Here is a 25,136-nt window from a genome sequence, read left to right as displayed (position 1 = left end):
AGGCCGTTTTCATTTGTGTATCAGTGTTTTGCCTCACACCTTGAAACGTAAGTTGAAGGTAAATTGCCGGTAAAGCTGCTTTGCTTTACCCCCATCAGTGCTTATCGTTCAGCCTCCTGTAAAAGAAGCCCACGCGCCCAATGGTTAATCACTCCATGCAATCGTCCCCCCGTCACTCCCGTCGCTGGCTGATCAGCCTGCTGGTCTTGTTGGTTATCGCCGTCCTGTGCTGGAAATTCTGGCCGGCCGGTTCAGCCCACAAGGAGGGCGCAGACAAGGCTGCGGCCGGGCACACCGGGCGTTCGGGGATGATGCGCCCAGGCTTCGGCGGTGGCTCCGGACCGATTCCGGTGCGTGTGGCGCCAGCGGTCACGGGTGACTTCCCGCTGTATTACAAGGCGCTGGGCACGGTCACTGCGTTGAACACCATCAACGTGCGCAGCCGGGTCGGCGGCGAACTGGTGAAGATCAATTTCGAAGAGGGCCAGATGGTCAAGGCCGGCGACCTGCTGGCGGAGATCGATCCGCGCCCTTACCAGAACGCCTTGCTCCAGGCCGAAGGCACCTTGCTGCAGAATCAGGCGCAGCTGAAAAACGCACAGGTCGACGTCGAGCGTTATCGCGGTTTGTTCAAAGAGGACAGCATCGCCAAACAGACCCTCGATACCGCCGAAGCGCTGGTCGGTCAGTACCTGGGCACGGTCAAGACCAATCAGGCAGCCGTCAACGACGCCAAGCTCAATCTGGAATTCACCAAAATCCGCGCGCCAATTGCCGGTCGCGTAGGCCTGCGTCAGGTCGACGTCGGCAACCTCGTTACGGCGAACGACACCACGTTCCTCGCGGTGATCACCCAGACCCAGCCAATCAGTGTTGCCTTCACACTCCCGGAAAACAGCCTGGAAACCGTGCTCGCCCGCTATCGCAGCGGCGCCAAACTGCCGGCCGAAGCCTGGGATCGCGGCGACACCAAATTGCAAGCCACCGGCGTGCTGCAAAGCCTCGACAACCAGATCGACGTCGCCACCGGCACGCTGAAATTCAAGGCCCGTTACGAGAACCGCGATCAGTCGCTGTTCCCCAATCAGTTCGTCAACGTGCACCTGCTCGCCGATACGCTCAAAGGCGTGGTCCTGGCACCGTCCGCCGCCATCCAGTTCGGCACCAACGGCACCTTCGTCTATGCGCTGGACGGTGACAGGAAAGTCACCATCCGCCAGTTGAAAATCGGCGCCAGTGACGGTGAAAACACGGTCATCACCGAAGGCCTGGCAGCGGGTGATCGCGTGGTGCTGGAAGGTACCGACCGCCTGAAAGAGGGCAGCGAAGTGGAGGTGGTCAACGACAGCAACCAAGTGCCGACCACGCCGACTGAACACTTGCAAGGCAAGTCTGCCGCGACCCCGACTGACGCCGCCGTCACAGACAAGGCCAAGAAGGGCGCATGAACATTTCGCGGCTGTTCATCCTCCGTCCGGTAGCCACAACGCTGAGCATGCTGGCCATCGTGCTGGCCGGTCTGATCGCTTATCGCTTGCTGCCCGTGTCGGCGCTGCCTCAGGTCGATTACCCGACCATTCGCGTCATGACCCTGTACCCCGGCGCCAGCCCGGACGTGATGACCAGTGCCGTCACCGCGCCGCTTGAACGTCAGTTCGGGCAGATGCCGGGCCTGACGCAAATGGCCTCGACCAGTTCCGGCGGCGCCTCGGTGCTGACCCTGCGTTTCAGCCTCGACATCAACATGGACGTCGCCGAACAACAGGTGCAAGCCGCGATCAACGCCGCGACCAACCTGCTGCCGACCGACTTGCCGGCGCCGCCGGTGTACAACAAGGTCAACCCGGCGGACACCCCGGTGCTGACCCTGGCCATCACCTCGAAAACCATGCTTCTGCCCAAACTCAATGACCTGGTCGATACGCGCATGGCGCAGAAAATCGCCCAGATCAGCGGCGTCGGCATGGTCAGCATTGCCGGCGGTCAGCGTCAGGCGGTGCGGATCAAGGTCAACCCGGAGGCGCTGGCCGCCAATAGCCTGAACCTGTCGGACGTGCGCACACTGATCAGCGCCTCCAACGTCAACCAGCCGAAAGGTAACTTCGACGGCCCGACCCGGGTGTCGATGCTTGATGCCAACGATCAACTGACGTCGCCCAAGGATTACGCCAACCTGATCCTCGCCTACAAGAATGGCGCGCCGCTGCGGCTCAAGGACGTCGCTGAAATCGTCGACGGTGCCGAGAACGAGCGTCTTGCCGCGTGGGCCAACCTGAATCAGGCCGTATTGCTGAACATCCAGCGCCAGCCGGGCGCCAACGTGATTGAAGTGGTCGACCGGATCAAGGCCTTGCTGCCGAGCATCACCGACAACCTGCCGGCCGGTCTCGAAGTCACGGTGCTGACCGACCGCACTCAGACCATCCGCGCCTCCGTCACTGACGTGCAGCACGAACTGCTGATCGCTATCGCCTTGGTGGTGATGGTGACGTTCCTGTTTCTGCGCCGTTTCAGCGCGACGATCATTCCGTCTGTGGCCGTGCCGCTGTCGCTGATCGGCACCTTCGGCGTGATGTACCTGGCCGGGTTCTCGGTCAACAACCTGACCCTGATGGCCCTGACCATCGCCACCGGTTTTGTGGTCGACGATGCGATCGTGATGCTGGAAAACATCGCGCGCTTCATCGAAGAGGGCGACAGTCCGATGCAAGCTGCGCTCAAGGGCGCCAAGCAGATCGGCTTCACCCTGATTTCCCTGACGCTGTCGTTGATTGCGGTGCTGATTCCGTTGCTGTTCATGGCCGACGTGGTCGGACGGCTGTTCCGCGAATTCGCCATCACTCTGGCGGTGGCAATCCTGATTTCCCTCGTGGTCTCGCTGACTTTGACGCCGATGATGTGCGCGCGTCTGCTCAAGCGCGAGCCGGAAGAGCATGAGCAGGGCCGTTTCTACCGGGCCAGTGGCGCCTGCATCGACTGGATGATCGCTGCTTACGGGCGCAAGTTGCAGTGGGTGCTCAAGCATCAACCGCTGACGTTGCTGGTGGCCATCGGCACACTGGCACTGACCGTGTTCCTTTATATGGTCGTACCCAAAGGTTTCTTCCCGGTGCAGGACACCGGAGTAATTCAGGGTATTTCCGAAGCCCCGCAGTCAATTTCCTTCGCCGCGATGGGCGCGCGTCAGCAGGAACTGGCCAAGGTCATTCTTCAAGACCCCGCGGTGCAAAGCCTGTCGTCCTACATCGGCGTCGATGGCGACAACGCCACGCTCAACAGTGGTCGCTTGCTGATCAACCTCAAGCCTCACGGCGAGCGTGATCTGACCGCTAGCGAAGTGATTGCACGCCTGCAACCGCAACTGGACAAACTGGTCGGTATCCGTCTGTTCATGCAACCGGTGCAGGACCTGACCATCGAAGATCGCGTCAGTCGCACGCAGTACCAGTTCAGCATGTCTTCGCCTGACTCTGAGTTGCTCAGCCAATGGAGTGGGCGACTGGTCGAGGCATTGGCGCAGCGTCCGGAACTGACCGACATTGCCAGCGATTTGCAGGACAAAGGCTTGCAGGTCTATCTGGTCATCGACCGTGATGCCGCTTCGCGCCTCGGCGTTTCGGTGGCGAACATTACCGATGCGCTGTACGACGCCTTCGGCCAGCGGCAGATTTCGACTATTTATACGCAGGCCAGTCAGTACCGCGTGGTTTTGCAAGCGCAGGCCGGGGAGAAGATCGGCCCGCAGGCGCTGGATCAGATTCACGTCAAAACCACCGACGGTGCGCAAGTACGCCTGTCGAGTCTGGCCCACGTCGAAGAACGTCAGGCGCAACTGGCGATCACTCACATCGGCCAGTTCCCGGCGGTGATGATGTCGTTCAACCTCGCACCGGGTGTGGCGCTGGGGCATGCAGTGGACGTTATCGAACAGGTGCAGAAAGACATCGGCATGCCGATTGGCGTGCAGACCCAGTTCCAGGGCGCGGCCGAAGCCTTCCAGGCGTCGCTGTCGAGCACCTTGCTGCTGATTCTGGCGGCAGTGGTGACCATGTACATCGTGCTCGGCGTGCTGTACGAGAGCTACATCCACCCGATCACCATTCTCTCGACCCTGCCGTCGGCGGCGGTCGGCGCCTTGCTGGCGTTGCTGCTCAGCGGCAATGATCTGGGCATGATCGCGATCATCGGCATCATTCTGCTGATCGGCATCGTCAAGAAGAACGCGATCATGATGATCGACTTCGCCCTCGACGCCGAACGCAACCAGGGCATGGCGCCCGAGGAGGCGATCTATCAGGCGGCGCTGTTGCGGTTCCGGCCGATTCTGATGACCACACTGGCGGCGTTGTTTGGCGCCGTGCCGTTGATGCTGGCCACCGGCTCCGGGGCTGAATTGCGCCAACCGTTGGGTCTGGTAATGGTCGGTGGATTGCTGGTGAGCCAGGTGCTGACCTTGTTCACCACACCGGTGATCTACCTGTACTTCGACCGTCTCGGCCGTCGTTTTGGCAAAACCGATGCCGACACCGAAGAGGTGGCGGTATGACCCAGTACAAAACCTGTAGGAGTGAGCCTGCTCGCGATGAGGCCGCCGAATCCGACATCAGTGTCGGCAGACACACCGCTATCGCGAGCAGGCTCGCTCCTACAATGGAGCGGTGTGAAGTTGGGGATCGCGGTCAATGAATCTGTCCGGTCCTTTCATCAAGCGCCCGGTCGCGACAATGCTCCTGAGCCTGGCGATCATGTTGCTCGGCGGTGTGAGTTTCGGCTTGTTGCCGGTTTCGCCGTTGCCGCAGATGGATTTCCCGGTGATTGTCGTCCAGGCGAGCCTGCCCGGCGCCAGTCCGGAGGTCATGGCGTCCACCGTGGCCACGCCGCTGGAACGCTCGTTCGGCGCGATTGCCGGCGTCAATACCATGAGCAGTCGATCCAGTCAGGGCTCGACGCGGGTGATTCTGCAGTTTGACCTCGACCGCGACATCAACGGCGCGGCGCGGGAAGTGCAAGCGGCGATCAACGCTTCGCGTAATCTGCTGCCGAGCGGGATGCGCAGCATGCCGACCTACAAGAAGGTCAATCCGTCGCAGGCGCCGATCATGGTGCTGTCGCTGACCTCGGACGTGCTGGAAAAAGGCCAGCTCTACGATTTGGCCTCGACCATTCTTTCGCAGAGCCTGTCGCAGGTTCAGGGCGTCGGCGAAGTGCAGATCGGCGGCAGCTCCTTGCCCGCCGTGCGCATCGAACTCGAACCGCAGGCACTCAACCAATACGGCGTAGCGCTCGACGATGTGCGCAAGACCATCGCCGACGCCAACGTGCGTAGGCCCAAAGGTTCGGTCGAGGACGGTCAACGGTTGTGGCAGATTCAGGCCAACGACCAACTGGAGAAAGCCAAGGATTACGAATCGCTGATCATCCATTACGCCGACGGTGCTGCGTTGCGCCTCAAGGACGTGGCCAAGGTCAGCGACGGCGTCGAAGACCGCTACAACAGCGGTTTCTTCAACGACGACGCGGCGGTGTTGCTGGTGATCAACCGCCAGGCCGGGGCCAACATCATCGAGACGGTCAACGAGATCAAGGCGCAACTCCCTGCCCTGCAAGCGGTGCTGCCGGCCAGCGTGAAGCTGAATCTGGCGATGGACCGCTCGCCGGTGATCAAGGCGACATTGCACGAAGCCGAGATGACTTTGCTGATTGCCGTGGCACTGGTGATTCTGGTGGTGTTCCTGTTCCTCGGTAACTTCCGCGCCTCGTTGATTCCGACGTTGGCGGTGCCGGTGTCGCTGGTCGGTACCTTCGCGGTGATGTACCTGTACGGTTTTTCGCTGAACAACCTGTCGCTGATGGCGCTGATTCTTGCCACTGGCCTGGTGGTGGACGACGCCATTGTGGTGCTGGAGAACATTTCCCGGCACATCGACGAGGGCGTCAAACCGATGCAGGCCGCGTACCTCGGGGCCAAGGAAGTCGGCTTCACGCTCCTGTCGATGAACGTCTCGCTGGTGGCGGTGTTCCTGTCGATCCTGTTCATGGGCGGGATTGTCGAAAGCCTGTTTCGCGAGTTTTCCATCACCCTGGCAGCGGCCATTGTGGTCTCGCTGGTGGTGTCCCTGACACTCACGCCGATGCTCTGCGCCCGCTGGCTCAAGCCGCACACGCCGGGGCAGGAAAACCGCTTGCAGCGCTGGAGCCGCAAGACCAACGACTGGATGGTCGGCAAATACGCCACCAGCCTTGATTGGGTGCTGCGCCATCGGCGCCTGACGCTGCTCAGCCTGATCATCACTGTTGGCGTCAACGTGGCGCTCTACGTGGTGGTGCCGAAAACCTTCATGCCGCAGCAGGACACCGGGCAGTTGATCGGTTTTGTTCGCGGTGACGACGGTCTGTCGTTCAGTGTGATGCAGCCAAAGATGGAAACCTTCCGCCGTGCGGTGCTCAAGGATGACGCGGTAGAGAGTGTCGCCGGGTTCATCGGCGGCACCAACGGCACCAACAACGCGTTCATGCTGGTCCGCTTGAAGCCGATCAAGGAGCGCCAGTTGTCGGCGCAGAAAGTCATCGAGCGCCTGCGCAAGGAAATGCCCAAGGTGGCCGGTGCGCAATTGATGCTCATGGCGGATCAGGACCTGCAATTCGGCGGTGGCCGCGAACAGACCACTTCGCAGTACAGCTATATCCTGCAGAGCGGTGATCTGGGCGAGTTGCGCAAGTGGTATCCAAAGGTCGTCGCGGCATTGCGAGCGTTGCCGGAACTGACTGCGATTGATGCCCGTGAAGGCGCGGGCGCGCAGCAGGTGACGTTGATTGTCGACCGCGATCAGGCCAAACGCCTGGGCGTCGACATGAACATGGTCACGGCAGTGCTGAACAACGCTTACAGCCAGCGGCAGATTTCGACGATCTACGACAGCCTCAACCAGTATCAAGTGGTGATGGAGGTCAATCCGAAATACGCCCAGGACCCTGTGACGCTCAAGCAGGTGCAGGTGATCACGGCTGACGGTGCGCGAATTCCGCTGTCGACCATCGCTCACTACGAGAGCAGCCTGGAAGACGACCGGGTCAGCCACGAAGGCCAGTTTGCCTCCGAGGACATTTCCTTCGACATGGCCGAAGGCGTGACGGTGGAGCAGGGCAGCGCTGCCATCGAGCGGGCGATTGCCAAACTCGGTTTGCCGGAAGATGTGATCGCGAAAATGGCCGGTACCGCCGACGCCTTTGCCGCGACCCAGAAGAGCCAGCCGTTCATGATCCTTGGCGCGCTGTTGGCGGTGTATCTGGTGCTGGGCGTGCTGTATGAAAGCTACATTCACCCACTGACGATTCTGTCGACGCTGCCTTCGGCCGGGGTCGGCGCATTGCTGTCGATCTATGCGCTGGGCGGCGAGTTCAGCCTGATCTCGCTGCTCGGGTTGTTCCTGCTGATCGGCGTGGTAAAGAAAAACGCGATCCTGATGATTGATCTCGCGCTGCAACTGGAGCGCCATCAGGGACTGTCCCCTCTGGAGTCGATCCGCAGCGCCTGTCTGCAACGTCTGCGGCCGATTCTGATGACGACGCTGGCGGCGATTCTGGGTGCCTTGCCGCTGCTGCTCAGCCGTGCCGAAGGTGCGGAAATGCGCCAGCCATTGGGCTTGACCATCATCGGCGGGCTGATTTTCAGCCAGGTGCTGACGCTTTACACCACCCCGGTGGTTTACCTTTATCTCGACAAGCTGCGCCATCGCTTCAACAAATGGCGTGGCGTGCGTACTGATGCCGCTCTGGAAACTCCGCTATGACTGACCGTTCGCTTATCCATCTGGCCACTGTTCGCGGCTCGCGTCTGTTGAGCCTGTCGCTGTGCGTGGCGATGCTCAGTGCCTGCGCTGTCGGCCCGGATTACCAGCGCCCGCAGACCGCCGAAATTGCCCAATACAAGGAAGCCGAAGGCTGGCGTCAGGCCAATCCGAGCGACTCGCTGGCCCGTGGCGCCTGGTGGGAACTGTATGGCGATCAGCAGCTCAACGGCCTGGTCGAAAAGCTCAACAGTTCCAACCAGACGGTCGCCCAATCGGAAGCGCAATACCGTCAGGCCCAGGCTCTGGTACGCAGCGCACGTGGGGCGTTTTATCCGAATGTCGATCTGAGCCTGGGCAAAACCCGCTCAAGCCAGGGTACTGGCAGTAGCAGTTCAAGTCTGAGCAGTTCTTCCAGCGGTATCCGCGACACCTACAACGCGCAGTTGGGTGTCAGTTGGGAAGCCGATATCTGGGGCAAGCTGCGTCGCGGGCTTGAAGCCGACAAGGCCAGTGCGCAGGCCAGCTTTGCCGATCTGGCGGCAATGCGTCTGAGCCAACAGTCGGAACTGGTGCAGAACTACCTGCAACTGCGGGTGATCGACCAGCAGAAACGCCTGCTTGAATCGACGGTGGCAGCTTACGAAAAATCGTTGAGAATGACCCAGAACCAGTACCGTGCGGGCGTTTCCGGGCGGGACGCGGTGGCTCAGGCGCAAACACAGTTGAAGAGCACCCAGGCCGATCTGGTCGATCTGATCTGGCAGCGGGCGCAATTCGAGAATGCCATCGCCGTGCTGACCGGGCAGGCCCCGGCGGATTTCAACATTGCGGAAACGCAGAGCATTCCGAACTTGCCGCAGGTGCCGTTGAGTCTGCCGTCGCAGTTGCTCGAGCGGCGCCCGGACATCGCCTCGGCCGAGCGCTCGGTGATTGCCGCCAACGCCAACATTGGCGTGGCGAAAGCAGCGTACTACCCGGACCTGTCCCTGAGCCTGAGTGGCGGTTACAGCAGCAGCACCTCAAAAGACCTGATCAGTCTGCCGAACCGGTTCTGGTCGGTCGGGCCGAAACTCGACCTGCCGTTGTTCGACGGTGGCATACGTTCGGCGGAAGTCGACCGCACTGAGGCGGTGTATGACCAGACAGTGGCCAAATACCGGCAGACCGTGCTCGATGGTTTCCGCGAAGTGGAAAACTATCTGGTGCAGTTGAAGGTTTATGAAGACGAAGCGGCGGTGCGCCAGGAGGCCCTCGACGCTGCGCGTGATTCTTTGCGTCTGACGGAAAACCAGTACAAGGCCGGGCTGATTGCCTATATCGATGTGGTGGTGGTGCAAGCCACGGCGCTGAGCAACGAGCGTACTGTGCTGAACATTCTGCAGAGCCGATTGATTGCCAGCGTGCAATTGATTGCCGCGCTGGGCGGTGGTTGGGATGGCCAGCTTGATGTGAGCGATAACACCCGCTGAAGGCTGGCTTTGATCGTTCCCACGCAGAGCGTGGGAACGATCGGGTAAAGCCGTGAACACCGGGCTAGAGCCTTTTAGGGCAATGGAACAAGCGTTTCATCGGGTTGATGGCAAATTGCTCACTTTGTCAGTGCGTTCTTCTGCGCAATCAGTACAATCGCCGCATTTGCCCGACCGAGAATGGACGCTATCGGGGTTGGGTGGCCACGAGAATTCGCATGCTCATCGGTACTTATTCCTCCACGCTGGTTTTCATTTCGCTGTGCGTAGCAATCCTCGCCTCGTACACCGCGCTCGACCTCACCGGGCGCATCGCTACGGCAAAAGGGCGGGCAGTGCATTTCTGGACGGCCGGTGGCGCGTTCGCTATGGGTGTCGGCGTCTGGTCGATGCACTTCATCGGCATGCTTGCCTTCAAACTGCCAATCAGCCTCGGTTATGACGTCACGCTCACATCACTGTCGCTGCTGATCGCGATGCTGTCCTGCGGGTTTGCCTTGTGGCTGGTGAGCCAGCCGAAACTGCCGGTCCTGCAATTGGCGTTTGGTGCATTGATCATGGGCACCGGCATCAGTGCCATGCATTACACCGGCATGGCGGCCATGCGCATGACCCCCGGGATCGACTACGACCCGACGCTGTTCGGCGCATCATTGCTGATCGCCGTCGGCGCTTCCGCCGCCGCGTTGTGGATCGCTTTTCGTCTGCGCCAGCATTCACCCTATGTTCGGCTGATTCGCGCTGGTGCTGCTGTGATCATGGGCATCGCGATTGTCGGCATGCACTACACCGGCATGGCGGCCGCACAGTTTCCCGACGGCAGTTTCTGCGGTGCGACGCTCAACGGTTTGAAGGGCAATGGCCTCGACAGCCTGGTGCTGATCACCACGTTGGCGGTGTTGTCGATTGCCTTGCTGACTTCGATTCTCGACGCACGCCTCGAAGCGCGCACGGCCGATCTGGCGCACTCGCTGACGGTGGCCAATCGCGAACTGACGCAACTGGCGCTGCACGACACCTTGACCGGTCTGCCCAATCGCATGCTGCTGGATGACCGGATCAATCAGGCGATGAAAAAGGTCAACGAGCAGGGCGGTTGCTTTGCGCTGATGTTCATCGATCTGGACGGTTTCAAACCGGTCAACGATGCCTTCGGCCATCACATGGGCGATCAACTGTTGCGCGAAGTCGGTGTGCGTCTGCGCGAAGACTTGCGCAGCCTGGACACGCTGGCGCGAATCGGTGGTGATGAGTTCGTTTTGCTGGTGCGCCTGAGCGAACCCAACGATGCATTGGGGCTGGCCGCGCGTCAGGTCGGCCTGATCGCCCAGTCGTTCCGCGTGGCTGAACATGATTTGCAGATCTCCGCCAGCGTTGGCATCGCCCTGTATCCGGGCAATGGCCAAACCGCCCAGGAATTGTTGATGAACGCCGACGCCGCGATGTATCACGCCAAGGGTGGCGGCAAGAATGGTTACAGCTTCTTCGACGCCTCGATGAACAACAACGCGCGCAAACAACTGCAATTGTTGCAGGACTTGCGCGCCGCGCTGGAACACAGCCAGTTCAGCCTGCATTACCAGCCCAAGTTCAACGCCGCCAACGGGCATCCGGTCGGCGCCGAAGCGTTGCTGCGCTGGCAGCACCCGAGCCACGGCATGTTGATGCCGGACAAATTCATTGATCTGGCGGAGAAATCCGGCCTGATCATCCCGATCGGCGAATGGGTGCTCAATGAAGCCTGCCGTCAGATGCGCGAGTGGTACGTGCTGGGCTACACCGACTGGCGCATCGCGGTGAACCTCTCGGCCTTGCAGTTCTGCCATGCCGGGCTGGTGCAAAGTGTTGCCAAGGCGCTGGCGACGCACCATTTGCCGGCCAACAGCCTGACCCTGGAAATCACCGAAACCACGGCCATGAGCGACGCCGATGCGAGCATGACTGTGTTGCAGGAGTTGTCGGACATGGGCGTCGACCTGTCCATCGATGACTTTGGCACCGGCTATTCGAGCCTGATGTACCTCAAGCGCCTGCCGGCCAATGAGCTGAAGATCGACCGCGGTTTTGTCCGCGATCTGGAGCACGACAGCGACGATGCCGCCATTGTTTCGGCGATTGTCGCGCTGGGCCAGGCGTTGGGGTTACGGATTGTCGCGGAAGGGGTAGAGACGGGCTCGCAGCAGGATTTTCTTACGCAATTGGGCTGTGACTCGTTGCAGGGTTATCTGCTCGGGCATCCGATGCCGGCAGATCAGTTCATGCAGGGCATTGCTCGGAGCGAGAAGCACACGACTGCTTGATCGCCACAATTCATATCTGATGAGGAAAGCTCTGTGGTGAGTGAGAAATCCCCTCACCACAAGTGTTCAGCTCAGGTTTCGCTTCGCACACACCTCATGCAAAACCCGCCAATGGCGGTTATTCTTCCCCCCGACTATTGCGTGTGCATTGGGGGGGAAAGGCCAGCATGGATAAAGTCATTGTGATCACCGGCGGCGGGCGCGGGATTGGCGCCGCGACGGCGTTGTTGGCGGCCGAGCAGGGCTATCGGATCTGCATCAATTACCAGTCAGACGAACAGGCCGCGCATAGTGTGCTGGAGCAAGTCCGGGCGCTGGGCGCACAGGCCATCGCGGTGCGTGCCGACGTCAGCATCGAAGACGAAGTGGTCGCGATGTTCCATCGGGTCGACACCGAGCTGGGCCGGGTCACCGCACTGGTGAACAACGCCGGCACTGTCGGGCACAAATCGCGAGTCGATGAAATGTCCGAATTCCGTATCCTGAAAATCATGAAAACCAATGTCCTGGCGCCGATCCTTTGTGCCAAGCACGCGATCCTGCGCATGTCGCCCAAGCATGGCGGGCAGGGTGGCAGTATCGTCAACGTCTCTTCAGTGGCTGCGCGTCTGGGGTCACCCAATGAATACGTCGATTACGCGGCGTCCAAAGGCGCGCTCGACACCTTTACCATCGGTCTGTCCAAAGAAGTGGCGGGCGAGGGGATTCGGGTCAACGCGGTGCGCCCGGGTTACATCTACACCGATTTCCATGCGTTGAGCGGTGATCCGGATCGGGTCAGCAAGCTGGAATCGGCAATCCCGATGGCCCGGGGCGGGCGGCCGGATGAGGTGGCGGAGGCGATTGTCTGGTTGCTGTCGGACAAGGCTTCTTATGCAACCGGGACGTTTGTTGATCTGGGTGGTGGGCGTTGATCTTCAGGATTTTTATTGCTTGTTAGGGCCTCATCGCTGGCAAGCCAGCTCCCACAGTGTTTTGTATTGAACACAAATTTTGTGATCGACTTCGAAACCTTTGGGAGCTGGCTTGCCTGCTCCCAGAACAATCGATGCCAGTCGCAAATATAGTGTACGACACTGAAACCTGTGGGAGCTGGCTTGCCAGCGATAGGGCCAGTGCAAACACCCTCAGCCTGTCAGAACGACCGCACAATCCGCCCCAGCGTCTCCATGGCTTTCTCCGAATCCTCGGTCCACGGGCTGCCATAGTTCAGTCGAATGCAATTGCGAAACCGCTGCGTCGGCGAAAAGATCGGCCCCGGCGCGATGCTGATGCCTTGCGCCAGCGCCATCTGAAACAACTTCAACGAATCCATCTGTGGCGGTAGTTCCAGCCAAAGAAAATAGCCGCCTGCCGGTTGACTGACCCGCGTCTGCGCCGGGAAATATCGGGCAATCGCCGCCAGCATCGCGCTTTGCTGCTCTTCCAGCGCATAACGCAGTTTGCGCAGATGCCGATCGTAACCGCCGTGTTGCAGGTAATCGGCAATTGCCGCTTGCGCCGGCATCGACGCGCACAACGACGTCATCAGTTTCAACCGCTCGATCTTCTGCGCGTAACGCCCGGCAGCGACCCAGCCGATGCGGTAGCCGGGGGCCAGGCTCTTGGCGAACGAGCCGCAATGCATCACCAGTCCTTCGGTGTCGAACGCCTTGGCTGGTTTCGGGGCCTGTTGGCCGTAATAGAGTTCGGCGTAGACGTCGTCTTCGATCAACGGCACCTGATGGCGGCGCAACAGTTCGACCAGTTCCTGCTTCTTGGCCTCCGGCATGGTCGCGCCCATCGGGTTCTGGAAACTGGTCATGCACCAGCAGGCCTTGATCGGGTGGCGTTCCAGCGTCTGCGCGAGTACGCCGAGGTCGATGCCGTCGCGCGGGTGCACGGGGATTTCCACGGCTTTGAGCTTGAGGCGCTCCAGTACTTGCAGGCTGGCGTAGAACGCTGGGGCTTCGATGGCCACCAGATCGCCCGGTTCGGTGACGGCTTGCAGGCACAGGTTGAGTGCTTCGAGGGCGCCGTTGGTGATCAGCAGTTCTTCCATCGGCAGCATCAGCCCGCCAACCATGTAGCGCAGGGCGATTTGTCGACGCAGTTGCGGGTTGCCCGGCGACATGTCGGTGACGACCATGCGCGGGTCCATTTCCCTGGCGGCGCTGGCCAGCGAACGCGACAGGCGTTGCAGCGGAAACAGCGTCGGGCTGGGGAACGCCGAGCCGAACGGCACGGTGCTCGGGTCCTTGATCGACTCCAGCACCGAGAACACCAGTTCGCTGACGTCGACTTCGGTGGAGTCGTTGACGTGGCTGCTGATTACCGGCTCCGAGAACGGACTCGGAGCGTGGGTGTTGACGAAATAACCGGAGCGCGGCCGGGCGCGGATCAGGCCACGGCGTTCGAGCAGGTAATAGGCCTGGAACACCGTGGACGGGCTGACGCCGTAGGTCTGGCTGGCGTAGCGCACCGACGGCACGCGCTGACCGGGGCCGAGGACTCCGGAGCGGATCAGTTCAGCGATGTCGTCGGCGAATTTTTCGTAGCGTTTCATCGGGGCCCTTGGTGTTTGTTGGTTGTGCGGGGTGTCAGGGAACTGCCCCTCACCCTAACCCTCTCCCAGAGGGAGAGGGGACTGATTGGGAGATGCTCGCGAAACACACCGACCTGAAATTGCTTTGCTGAATCCATAATCGACTCGGTCTGTCAGGTCTATGTACCGCGCCAGACACCTCGAACGGCCCCCTCTCCCTCCGGGAGAGGGCTGGGGTGAGGGGGAGGATTCTAGCGGCTCAGCGATTCATCGGCGCCACAAACCTGCTTTTCGCCACGCTGTAAATCTCAGGCTCATCACTGTCGGCGATCTTGAAACTCAAGGTCTGCGAGCTGCTGCTCGGGCGTTCCGTGGTCATCGCCACCGACACCGGCACATCGACAATCTCGCCCGGCGCCAGGCTCAGCTCGGTCTTGCCTTGCAGCTGGAAGCCGTCGCCGTCGACCAGGCTCAGATTGTAGTCCTGACGCTGCTGGGTCTTGTTGATGACTTTGAGGGTGTAGATGTTTTCGATCTGGCCCTGACCGTTTTCACGGAACAGCCCGCGATCCTTGGTCACGTCCAGCGAGACCATTGGTCGCTCGACCAGTGCCAGGGCGAGTGCGCCGATCATCACCAGCAGCACCGCGACATAACCGATCAGTCGTGGCCGCAACAGATGCGTCTTGCCACCCTGCAATTCGCGCTCGGAACTGTAGCGGATCAAACCGCGTGGGTAGTTCATTTTGTCCATGATCGAATCACAGGCATCGATGCACGCCGCGCAACCGATGCATTCCATCTGCAAGCCATCGCGGATGTCGATGCCGGTCGGGCACACCTGCACACACAACTGGCAATCGATGCAATCGCCGAGCCCGGCCTCGACCGGTTTCACATCGCGTTTGCGCGGGCCACGGTTTTCGCCACGGGCCACGTCGTAGGAAATCGCCAGGGTGTCCTTGTCGAACATCACGCTCTGGAATCGCGCATACGGGCACATGTGCATGCACACCGCTTCGCGCAGCCAACCGGCGTTGATGTAAGTCGCGCCGGTGAAGAACAACACCCAGAACAGACTGACACCGCCGATTTGCAGGGTCAGCAGTTCTTCGGCCAGCGGCCGGATCGGCGTGAAGTAGCCGACAAAGGTCAGACCGGTCATCACGCTGATTGCCAGCCACAGCGTGTGCTTGGCCGCACGCCGGGCCAGTTTGTTCAGGCCCCACGGCGCCGCTTGAAGTTTGATCCGCTGGTTGCGTTCGCCCTCGGTGATCTTCTCGCACCACATGAAGATCCACGTCCACGAACTCTGCGGGCAGGTGTAGCCACACCAGACGCGTCCGGCGAACACGGTGATGGCGAACAGGCCGAACGCGGCAATGATCAGCAGCGCCGAGAGCAGGATGAAATCCTGCGGCCAGAAGGTCGCGCCGAAGATGTGGAATTTGCTTTCCGACAAATCCCACAACACAGCCTGACGACCGCCCCAGTTCAGCCACACCGTGCCGAAAAACAGCACAAACAGGAAACCCGCACCGCTCATGCGCAGGGTGCGGAACAGGCCGGTGAAGCTGCGGGTGTGGATCTGGTTGTCGCTGGATTTGGCCGTCGCCTTCATTGGGCGTGCGGGCACACTTTTAATAGTTGGAGATGCTTCTACGGTTCGGACGGGGATTTGTTCGCTCATGGTCGTTCGCTCATCAGCCTCCATCAGGCCGATGCACTATGAGCGCCGATCTGTTTGCATAACAGACTCAGCTATTTCAATAAAAAGCGGATCAGATGGCCTTCGACACTAGTCCTGCGACAACTTGAAGCAGCCCGCAGGCAAAGGCGCAAACGCCTGACCCAGACGGTTGCGCGGGGTGTTGATCCAGGTCAGTCAAATCACCGAATCACTCTCGTCGGCTTTCAGGTGTTTGCGACCATCCTTGGCGCCGGCAACAGTCAGAGCATCGGCTTCTGCTTCGGTGATGTAGACGCGCCGGGATTCGATTTCCACAAACGACATGGCTTTGTCGCTATCGGTTTTGACTTCCAACTCATCGCAAATACGAATTTCCTCGCCATTCTCAACGGTGAAAAAACAGACTTTTTTCTCGGGATTGGACTCATCGACTCGCAGGGTCATGGTGGCTGTCCTTTTTATGGGGATGTCTAAAGCGTTAGGGCACACGCTTTGCCGTTCGTTCTGCGCAACCGATTAATGGTCGCCGTTGTCCATCGTCTATCGAACCAATAACAAGGACTGCACGATGAACGCGTGGTGGCATGAAGTGTGGGGAACCCTGCAAGCGGAGTTCGCCGACGTTGGCGATGCTTCGCAACTGACGCGCATTACCGTGCGCCTGCTGATGGCAGCCATTCTGGGTGGCATTCTCGGGTTCGAGCGCGAACACAAGGGCAAGGCCGCCGGAGTGCGTACACATATGCTGGTGGCGCTCGGCGCGGCGCTGTTTGTGCTGGTGCCGCAAACCTCAGGCGCCGAGTCCGATGCAATGAGTCGAGTGCTGCAAGGCGTGATCGCCGGGATTGGTTTCCTCGGCGCCGGGACCATTCTGAAAAAGCCCGAAGGCGATGAGGGCCACGTCAAGGGCCTGACCACGGCTGCCGGGTTGTGGATGACCGCGGCAATTGGTGTCGCGACCGGGTTGGGCAAGGAAGCGACGGCATTGCTCAGTACCTTGCTGGCGCTGGGGATTTTCAGCGTGATGCCGCGCATCGTAAAACTCTTCGAAAAAGAAGAGCAGAAGACGGATGACCACTGACTGATGTTGATCATTCCCACGCGCTGCGTGGGAATGCCTGAATGGACGCTCCGCGTCCGCTTTGGGACACGGAGCGTCCCGGGCTGCATTCCCACGCAGAGCGTGGGAACGATCAATCACGATCAATCAATTCACTGACGGTTCAGAGGATCACTGGTGGCATGGTCGTTGGCGGCTCTTCCTTCGGCGGTGGCGTGGTGCCTGGCGGCTCCTGCTCGGGGACCGGTTGCGGTTCGGTTTCGGGAATAGTCGGGTTGTCGATGTTCGGATCGGGCGTTTCCGCCGGGAATGGGTTGTTCATCGGTAGACCTCCGTGTGGCACATGGCGTGAGAAGTGCTTAAGTGGATTGACCACCTCGTGGCGAATTCGATCCGCTTTTCGTGTCGGGCAATTTGCTCTGAACTTTTCCCGGTGCCGGTTGCTCGGAACCTAAGCGAGTTCATGACGGGGCCGGTGTCTTGTTGTGAACACTGATCCGGCACAAGAGCGTCCTTGGGGCGTTAAGGAGAGATGCTCAATGACTGCTGAAAGACCTTCGGAACTGAGCTACAACCCGCACATGCCGCTGTCGCAGGCATTACTGCTGCCGCGCATCGTGATCGAAAACACCATGCCGACCCTCGATGGCGGGCAGTTCGCCGTGAAGTCGATTGCCGGCCGCGACGTGGTGGTCACCAGCAAAGTGTTCGCCGATGGCCACGACAAACTTGCGGTGCGCATTCGCTGGCGCGAGGAGGGCGAAGAGGCCTGGCATAGCGAGGTCATGTCCGATCAGGGCAACAACGGCTGGCGAGGCCAGTTCCGCCCCGAGCATCAGGGCCGCTTTCTGTATTGCATCGAAGCGTGGATCGATCACTTCGCCAGTTTCCAGTACGAACTGGAGAAGAAGCACAACGCCGCCGTGCCGGTTTCGCTTGAGCTGCAAGAAGGCCGGACGATGGTGCAGCAGGCCGCCGAGCGCAGCGAAGGCCAGCTCAGCGAACAGCTCGCGGCGTTGCACCACGAACTGTCCGGACTGCTCGAAACCGAGCAGGTCGCGCTGTTTCTGCACTCGCACAGTGCGCAACTGATGGCCGAGGCCGATCACCGTGCCTATCTGAGCGTCAGTGCCGAATTCCCCATGGACGTCGAGCGTGAACTCGCCGAGTTCGCCAGTTGGTATGAGCTGTTTCCGCGCTCGATCACCGATGATCCCAACCGCCATGGCACTTTTAATGATGTGCACTCGCGGTTGCCGATGATTCAGGACATGGGTTTCGACGTGCTGTACTTCACGCCGATCCACCCGATTGGTCGTGCGCATCGCAAGGGCCGCAACAATTCCCTGACCGCCGGCCCGGACGATCCCGGCAGCCCGTATGCGATCGGCAGCGAGGAGGGCGGCCACGAGGCGATCCATTCGCAACTTGGCACCCGTGAAGATTTCCGCCGGCTGGTGGCCGCTGCGGCTGAGCATGGCCTGGAAATAGCCCTCGATTTCGCCATCCAGTGTTCCCAGGATCACCCGTGGCTCAAGCAGCATCCGGGCTGGTTCAACTGGCGGCCGGACGGCACGATCAAATACGCGGAAAACCCGCCGAAGAAATATCAGGACATCGTCAACGTCGACTTCTATGCGCCGGACGCGATTCCGAGTCTGTGGGTCGAGTTGCGCGACATCGTCGTTGGCTGGGTCGAGGAGGGCGTGAAGATCTTTCGCGTCGACAATCCCCACACCAAACCGCTGCCGTTCTGGCAATGGCTGATTGCCGATGTGCGGGCGCTGCATCCGGAAGTGATCTTCCTCGCCGAGGCATTCACCACACCGGCGATGATGGCGCGTCTGGGCAAGGTTGGTTACACCCAGAGCTACACCTATTTCACCTGGCGCAACACCAAGGCCGAACTGGCGACCTATTTCACCGAACTGAATGAGTCGCCGTGGCGCGAATGCTACCGGCCGAATTTCTTCGTCAACACGCCGGACATCAACCCGGCGTTCCTGCACGAGTCCGGGCGCCCCGGTTTTCTCATCCGCGCGGCGCTGGCGACCATGGGCTCGGGCCTGTGGGGCATGTATTCGGGCTACGAACTGTGCGAAGCGGCACCCGTGCCAGGCAAGGAGGAATATCTCGATTCGGAGAAATACGAGATCCGCGTCCGCGACTTCAATGCGCCGGGCAACATCATTGCCGAGATTGCCCAGCTCAACCGCATCCGCCGGCAGAACCCGGCGCTGCACACGCACCTGGGCCTGAAAATCTACAACGCCTGGAACGACAACATTCTGTACTTCGGCAAGCGCAGCTTTGACGGCAGCAACTTCATTCTGGTGGCCGTCAACCTCGATCCAAATAACGTGCAGGAAGCGAATTTCGAATTGCCACTGTGGGAGATGGGCCTGCCCGACGATGCGACGACCCATGGTGAGGATTTGATGAACGGGCATCGCTGGGACTGGCATGGCAAGTATCAGTTCATGCGTTTAGACCCGGCTTACCAGCCGTTCGGCATTTGGCGGATTACTGCCTCTTAAGGCTCGCGACATTTGAATGTGGGAGCTGGCTTGCCAGCGATTGCGGTCTGTCAGCTTGCATCTTCGGTGCTGAACCACCGCTATCGCCGGCAAGCCAGCTCCCACATGGACCGTATTTCTTCAGTTAAGACATCTTCAGAATTTTTCAGGAGTTTCACATGGCGAAGAAACCCAAGGCAGCCACCTTTATCAAAGACCCGCTCTGGTACAAGGATGCGGTGATTTATCAAGTTCACGTCAAATCGTTTTTCGACTCCAACAACGACGGGATCGGCGACTTTCCCGGCCTGATCGCCAAACTTGATTACATTGCCGAACTCGGCGTCAACACCATCTGGCTGTTGCCGTTCTACCCGTCGCCACGCCGTGATGACGGTTACGACATCGCCGAATACCGTGGCGTGCACAGCGATTACGGCACCATGGCCGACGCCAAGCGCTTTATCGCCGAGGCGCACAAGCGCGGTTTGCGGGTGATTACCGAACTGGTCATCAACCACACCTCCGACCAACACCCCTGGTTCCAGCGCGCACGCAAGGCCAAACCCGGTTCGGCGGCGCGGGATTTTTACGTGTGGTCGGATGACGATCAGAAATACGACGGCACGCGGATCATTTTTCTCGACACCGAAAAGTCCAACTGGACCTGGGACCCGGTCGCCGGCCAATACTTCTGGCACCGCTTCTATTCGCACCAGCCCGACCTGAACTTCGACAACCCGCAAGTCATGAAAGCGGTGCTCTCGGTCATGCGCTACTGGCTGGACATGGGCATCGACGGTCTGCGTCTCGACGCGATTCCGTACCTGATCGAACGAGACGGCACCAACAACGAAAACCTCCCGGAAACCCACGACGTCCTCAAGCAGATCCGCGCCGAAATCGACGCCAATTATCCCGATCGCATGTTGCTGGCCGAGGCCAACCAATGGCCGGAAGATACTCAACTGTATTTCGGCGACACCGATGCGCACGGCCTCAATGGCGACGAATGCCACATGGCGTTTCACTTCCCGCTGATGCCGCGCATGTACATGGCGCTGGCCCAGGAAGATCGCTTTCCGATTACCGACATTTTGCGCCAGACGCCGGAAATTCCCGCCAATTGCCAGTGGGCGATTTTCCTGCGTAACCATGATGAATTGACGCTGGAGATGGTCACCGACAAAGAACGTGACTATCTGTGGAATTACTACGCCGCTGACCGTCGGGCGCGGATCAACCTGGGTATCCGACGCCGCTTGGCGCCGTTGATGGAACGCGATCGCCGCCGTGTCGAATTGCTCAACAGCCTGTTGCTGTCGATGCCGGGCACGCCGACGCTGTATTACGGCGACGAGATCGGCATGGGCGACAACATCTACCTCGGCGACCGTGACGGCGTGCGTACACCGATGCAATGGTCGATTGACCGCAACGGTGGCTTCTCCCGCGCCGATCCGGCCAGCCTGGTGCTGCCGCCGATCATGGATCCGCAATACGGCTATCTGTCGGTCAACGTCGAAACCCAGGCCGGCGATCCGCATTCGCTGCTCAACTGGACGCGGCGCATGCTCGCCGTGCGCAAGCAATCCAAGGCATTTGGCCGTGGCACGTTGAAAATGCTTTCGCCGAGCAACCGGCGAATTCTGGCCTATACCCGCGAATTCACCGACGCCGACGGCAAACACGAAATCATCCTCTGCGTGGCCAACGTCTCGCGCAGTGCGCAGGCGGCGGAACTGGACCTGTCGGCTTACGTCGGCATGGTCCCGGTGGAGATGCTTGGCGGTAATGCGTTCCCGCCGATTGGCCAACTGCCTTTCCTACTTACCCTGGCGCCGTACGGCTTCTATTGGTTCGCCCTGGCCACCGAAAACCAGATGCCGAGCTGGCACGTGGAGCCGGCGCAGAGCCTGCCGGACTTCACCACATTGGTGCTGAAAAAGCGCATGGAAGAACTGCTCGAAGCGCCGTCCCGCGCCACGCTGGAGCAGGGCATTCTGCCGAGCTGGCTGCAGAACCGTCGCTGGTTCGCCGGCAAGGATGCAGCTATCGACAAGGTCAACCTGGCCTACGGTGTGCGGTTTGGCGATGCCGAACACCCGGTGCTGCTCAGCGAGATCGAAGTCACCAGCGGCGGCCAGACCAGCCGTTATCAACTGCCGTTCGGCTTCATTTCTGAAGATCAGGTCGGTCCGGCGCTGCCACAGCAATTGGCACTGGCCCGTGTGCGTCGAGTGCGTCAGGTTGGTTTGATCACTGACGCCTTCAGTCTTGAAGCGTTTGTCCGCGCTGTCCTGCAAGGCATGCAGAACAACACCGTGCTGGAATCCAGCGATGGCGAAATCCGTTTCGCACCCACCCCGCACCTGGAAAAACTCAACCTCGGTGGCGAATCCGAAGTGCGCTATCTGTCGGCCGAGCAATCGAACAGTTCGGTGGTAATCGGCAACAGCCTGGTGCTTAAGCTGATCCGTAAAGTCGCGTCCGGCGTACACCCGGAACTGGAGATGAGCGCTTACCTGACCGCTGCCGGATTTGCCAATATCTCTCCGCTGCTCGGCTCGGTGATTCGCCGCGACGCGCAGGGTGAAGACAATCTGTTGATGATCGCGCAGGGCTATCTGAGCAATCAAGGCGACGCCTGGGAATGGACGCAAAACAACCTCGAACGGGCGTTGCGCGATGAACTGGCCGATGCCATGTCCGAGCAGGAACAACACTACAACGCCTTGGGCGAATTGAAGGACTTCGCCGCGATGCTCGGTCAGCGTCTGGGCGAAATGCACCAAGTGCTCGCCGCGCCGACCGAGAATGCCGATTTCGCGCCGCAAGTCAGTACGGCCAAGGATGCACAGGCCAGCGGCAAGGACGTTGCTGCGCAGGTCGAGCATGCGTTGAAACTGCTCAAGCAGCATCAGGGCGAACTCAACGCGGCGGATCAGAAACTGGTCAAGCGCCTGCTCGACGAGAAAAAGACCATCCTTGCTCATGTGCAGGATCTGGCGAAAAAGTCCGTCGGTGGTCTGCGTATTCGCGTGCATGGCGACTTGCACTTGGGCCAGGTGCTGGTGATCAAGGGCGACGCCTATCTGATCGACTTCGAGGGCGAACCGGCGCGGCCATTGAGTGAGCGTCGTGGCAAACACAGTCCGTACAAAGATGTCAGCGGCGTGCTGCGTTCGTTCGATTACGCGGCGGCGATGACCATCAACGTGCACAACGTCGATCACAGTGCGGAGTCCGAAGCGGCCCGTCATCGCGTCGCCGAGCGTTATTTGCGTGAGGCACGCGAGGCATTTGTTCAGGCATATCGCCGAGCGGCAGCTAGTCTTGATCATGCTTGGCAAGATCCTGAGGGTGCCGACGCCGCGCTGGCGTTGTTCGGTCTGGAGAAGGCGGCCTATGAAGTGGCCTATGAAGCCGAAAATCGCCCGACGTGGCTGCCCGTGCCGTTGCACGGTTTGTATGGGTTATTGACAGGGCTTAAACCCTTTTCCGATCTTGGTGGAGAGTAGTCATGAGTTTCTCGAACAAGGAACAGGGTCAGGTCAAAGAGGCATTGCTGCCGTCGGCGAAAGACATCGATGCGCTGGTACGTGCCGAGCATCACGATCCGTTTTCCATTCTCGGTCCGCACGGCGATGGCGCTGGTGGACAGTTTATTCGCGCCTATTTACCCGGTGCGCTGAGCGTTGTGGTGATCGACAAGGATTCTGGCGAAGAGCGCGGCCCACTGGAGCCGAGCGAAACGCCGGGGCTGTTTGTCGGCCATTTCGATCAGGCGCGGCCTTATCGACTGCGTACCCGTTGGGCCGGTGGTGAACAGGAAGCGGAAGATCCCTACAGCTTCGGTCAGTTGCTCGGTGAAATGGATTTGTATCTGTTTGCCGAAGGTAATCACCGCGACCTCAGCGCCTGCCTCGGCGCGCAACTGATGACCGTCGATGGCGTTGATGGCGTGCGTTTCGCCGTGTGGGCGCCGAATGCGCGGCGGGTTTCCGTGGTCGGCGATTTCAACGTCTGGGACGGCCGTCGCCATCCGATGCGCCTGCGTCATCCGTCCGGGGTCTGGGAATTGTTCATCCCGCGCCTGCAAGCGGGGGAGTTGTACAAATACGAAATCCTCGGCAGCCACGGCATTCTGCCGCTCAAGGCTGACCCGATGGCGCTGGCCACCAGTCTGCCGCCGGACACTGCGTCGAAAGTCGCTGCGCCGCTGCGAGTCGACTGGCAGGATCAGGAATGGATGAGCGCTCGCCGCGAACACCAGAAGCATTCCGCGCCGCTGTCGATCTACGAGTTGCATGTCGGCTCCTGGCAGTGCGAGCTGGATGACCTCGGTGAGGTTGCGCGCCAATACACCTGGCCGGAACTGGCCGAACGCTTGATTCCGTACGTGAAAGAGTTGGGTTTCACCCACATTGAACTGATGCCGATCATGGAACACCCGTTCGGTGGTTCGTGGGGCTATCAGTTGCTCTCGCAATTCGCCCCGAGTGCGCGTTACGGCACACCGGAGCAGTTTGGTGAGTTCGTCAACGCCTGCCATAAAGCCGATATCGGCGTGATCCTCGACTGGGTGCCGGCGCATTTTCCTACCGATACCCACGGCCTCGCGCAGTTCGACGGCACCGCGCTGTACGAGTACGGCAATCCGCTGGAAGGCTTTCACCAGGATTGGGACACGCTGATCTACAACCTCGGCCGCACCGAAGTGCATGGCTACATGCTCGCTTCGGCGTTGCACTGGTTGAAGCATTTCCACATCGATGGCCTGCGCGTGGATGCGGTGGCTTCGATGCTTTATCGCGACTATTCGCGCAAGGCCGGCGAGTGGGTACCGAACCGTCATGGCGGTCGGGAAAACCTGGAGGCCATCGACTTCCTCCGCCACTTGAACGACGTGGTTGAACTGGAAGCACCGGGGGCGCTGGTGATCGCCGAAGAATCCACCGCGTGGCCCGGCGTCAGCCAGAGTACGCAGCAGGGCGGCCTCGGTTTTGCCTATAAATGGAACATGGGCTGGATGCACGATTCGCTGCATTACATCCAGCAGGACCCGGTGTACCGCGCCCATCATCACAACGAGTTGAGCTTTGGCCTGGTCTACGCCTGGTCCGAACGTTTCATTCTGCCGATCTCCCACGACGAAGTGGTACACGGCAAGCACTCGCTGATCGACAAGATGCCCGGCGACCGCTGGCAGAAATTTGCCAACCTGCGCGCCTACCTGAGTTTCATGTGGACGCATCCGGGCAAGAAACTGCTGTTTATGGGCTGCGAGTTTGGCCAGTGGCGCGAGTGGAACCACGATCAGCAACTCGACTGGTATCTGCTGCAATACTCCGAGCACAAAGGCGTACAGAAATTGGTGGGCGACCTTAACCGGCTGTACCGCGAGCTGCCGGCACTGCACGATCAGGACGATGCACCGCAAGGCTTTCAGTGGCTGATCGGCGACGATGCGATCAACAGCGTTTATGCCTGGCTGCGCTGGAGCAAGGACGGCGAACCGGTGCTGGTAGTGGCCAACTTTACGCCGGTACCGCGTCAGTCATATCGGGTTGGCGTGCCGTTCGCCGGGCGCTGGAGCGAGTTGCTCAACAGCGACGCCGATACTTACGCCGGCTCCAACTATGGCAACGGCGGCGGGGCGTTTACCGAGGAAGTGCCGAGCCATGGCCAGGCGCTGTCGCTGGAACTGAATCTGCCGCCGCTGGCGGTGTTGATCCTCAGGCCGGGGGGCTGATCCGATACCGCGTCGCGCCCATCGCGGACATG

At 60.2% G+C, this 25,136-nt stretch carries 14 protein-coding genes; 10 read left to right on the top strand and 4 right to left on the bottom strand.

Features of this window, described 5'->3' with window-relative positions; genetic code table 11:
* Positions 1-140 precede the first annotated feature (140 nt).
* The 6 genes from ACIONG_RS02925 (at position 141) to ACIONG_RS02900 (ending at position 12,473) form a co-directional block, all read left to right on the top strand.
* Positions 141-1,448, top strand: coding sequence for an MdtA/MuxA family multidrug efflux RND transporter periplasmic adaptor subunit (locus ACIONG_RS02925; RefSeq protein WP_315448964.1), 1,308 nt, complete (start codon positions 141-143; stop codon positions 1,446-1,448).
* A complete protein-coding gene (locus ACIONG_RS02920; RefSeq protein WP_401296577.1) occupies positions 1,445-4,546 on the top strand; it encodes an MdtB/MuxB family multidrug efflux RND transporter permease subunit in 3,102 nt (1,033 codons plus the stop codon). The genes ACIONG_RS02925 and ACIONG_RS02920 overlap by 4 nt, the downstream gene beginning before the upstream one ends.
* 136 nt (positions 4,547-4,682) lie before the next feature.
* A complete protein-coding gene (locus ACIONG_RS02915; RefSeq protein WP_103302152.1) occupies positions 4,683-7,790 on the top strand; it encodes an efflux RND transporter permease subunit in 3,108 nt (1,035 codons plus the stop codon).
* Positions 7,787-9,259: an efflux transporter outer membrane subunit gene (locus tag ACIONG_RS02910; protein WP_103302151.1), complete on the top strand. Its 1,473-nt coding sequence runs from the start codon at positions 7,787-7,789 to the stop codon at positions 9,257-9,259. Before ACIONG_RS02915 ends, ACIONG_RS02910 begins: the two co-directional genes overlap by 4 nt.
* A 218-nt stretch (positions 9,260-9,477) precedes the next feature.
* Positions 9,478-11,559 carry a putative bifunctional diguanylate cyclase/phosphodiesterase gene (locus tag ACIONG_RS02905; protein ID WP_401296574.1) on the top strand — a complete coding sequence of 694 codons (2,082 nt, stop codon included), beginning with the start codon at positions 9,478-9,480 and terminating at the stop codon, positions 11,557-11,559.
* A gap of 167 nt (positions 11,560-11,726) precedes the next feature.
* On the top strand, positions 11,727-12,473 hold the full coding sequence (locus ACIONG_RS02900; protein WP_103302149.1) for an SDR family oxidoreductase: 747 nt from the start codon (positions 11,727-11,729) through the stop codon (positions 12,471-12,473).
* 221 nt (positions 12,474-12,694) lie between these two features.
* Here ACIONG_RS02900 and mapR read toward each other — a convergent pair whose 3' ends face one another.
* The 3 genes from mapR to ACIONG_RS02885 all read right to left on the bottom strand — a co-directional run bounded on the left by mapR (position 12,695) and on the right by ACIONG_RS02885 (position 16,217).
* Positions 12,695-14,104, bottom strand: coding sequence for a GntR family transcriptional regulator MpaR (mapR, locus tag ACIONG_RS02895; RefSeq protein WP_008087199.1), 1,410 nt, complete (start codon positions 14,102-14,104; stop codon positions 12,695-12,697).
* Positions 14,105-14,342: 238 nt separating this feature from the next.
* Positions 14,343-15,773 (bottom strand): cytochrome c oxidase accessory protein CcoG, encoded by a 1,431-nt coding sequence (gene ccoG / locus ACIONG_RS02890; RefSeq protein ID WP_103302148.1) that lies wholly within the window; start codon positions 15,771-15,773, stop codon positions 14,343-14,345.
* Positions 15,774-15,968: 195 nt separating this feature from the next.
* A complete protein-coding gene (locus ACIONG_RS02885; protein ID WP_401296571.1) occupies positions 15,969-16,217 on the bottom strand; it encodes a DUF3203 family protein in 249 nt (82 codons plus the stop codon).
* Between the two features lie 124 nt (positions 16,218-16,341).
* Between ACIONG_RS02885 and ACIONG_RS02880 the strand changes: the two genes are divergently transcribed.
* On the top strand, positions 16,342-16,854 hold the full coding sequence (locus ACIONG_RS02880; protein WP_103302146.1) for an MgtC/SapB family protein: 513 nt from the start codon (positions 16,342-16,344) through the stop codon (positions 16,852-16,854).
* Positions 16,855-16,996: 142 nt separating this feature from the next.
* Here the strand turns inward: ACIONG_RS02880 and ACIONG_RS02875 are convergent, their stop codons facing one another.
* Positions 16,997-17,155 (bottom strand): hypothetical protein, encoded by a 159-nt coding sequence (locus ACIONG_RS02875; RefSeq protein WP_212808956.1) that lies wholly within the window; start codon positions 17,153-17,155, stop codon positions 16,997-16,999.
* Positions 17,156-17,372: 217 nt separating this feature from the next.
* On the opposite strand from ACIONG_RS02875, the gene ACIONG_RS02870 reads away from it, so the two are divergent.
* The 3 genes from ACIONG_RS02870 (at position 17,373) to glgB (ending at position 25,104) form a co-directional block, all read left to right on the top strand.
* Positions 17,373-19,370 (top strand): alpha-1,4-glucan--maltose-1-phosphate maltosyltransferase, encoded by a 1,998-nt coding sequence (locus tag ACIONG_RS02870; RefSeq protein WP_401296568.1) that lies wholly within the window; start codon positions 17,373-17,375, stop codon positions 19,368-19,370.
* Positions 19,371-19,528: 158 nt separating this feature from the next.
* The gene (gene treS, locus ACIONG_RS02865; protein WP_401296566.1) at positions 19,529-22,870 is read left to right on the top strand and encodes a maltose alpha-D-glucosyltransferase; all 3,342 of its coding nucleotides are present in this window, start codon (positions 19,529-19,531) and stop codon (positions 22,868-22,870) included.
* 2 nt (positions 22,871-22,872) lie between these two features.
* Positions 22,873-25,104, top strand: coding sequence for a 1,4-alpha-glucan branching protein GlgB (glgB, locus tag ACIONG_RS02860; protein ID WP_103302143.1), 2,232 nt, complete (start codon positions 22,873-22,875; stop codon positions 25,102-25,104).
* The last annotated feature ends 32 nt before the right edge of the window (positions 25,105-25,136 follow it).

Origin of the sequence: Pseudomonas sp. NPDC087817 (genome assembly GCF_044742875.1) — a bacterium.
Classification (GTDB): domain Bacteria; phylum Pseudomonadota; class Gammaproteobacteria; order Pseudomonadales; family Pseudomonadaceae; genus Aquipseudomonas.
The sequence above is the reverse complement of the archived record's forward strand: the minus strand, read 5'-3'. Positions and strand labels throughout refer to the sequence as shown.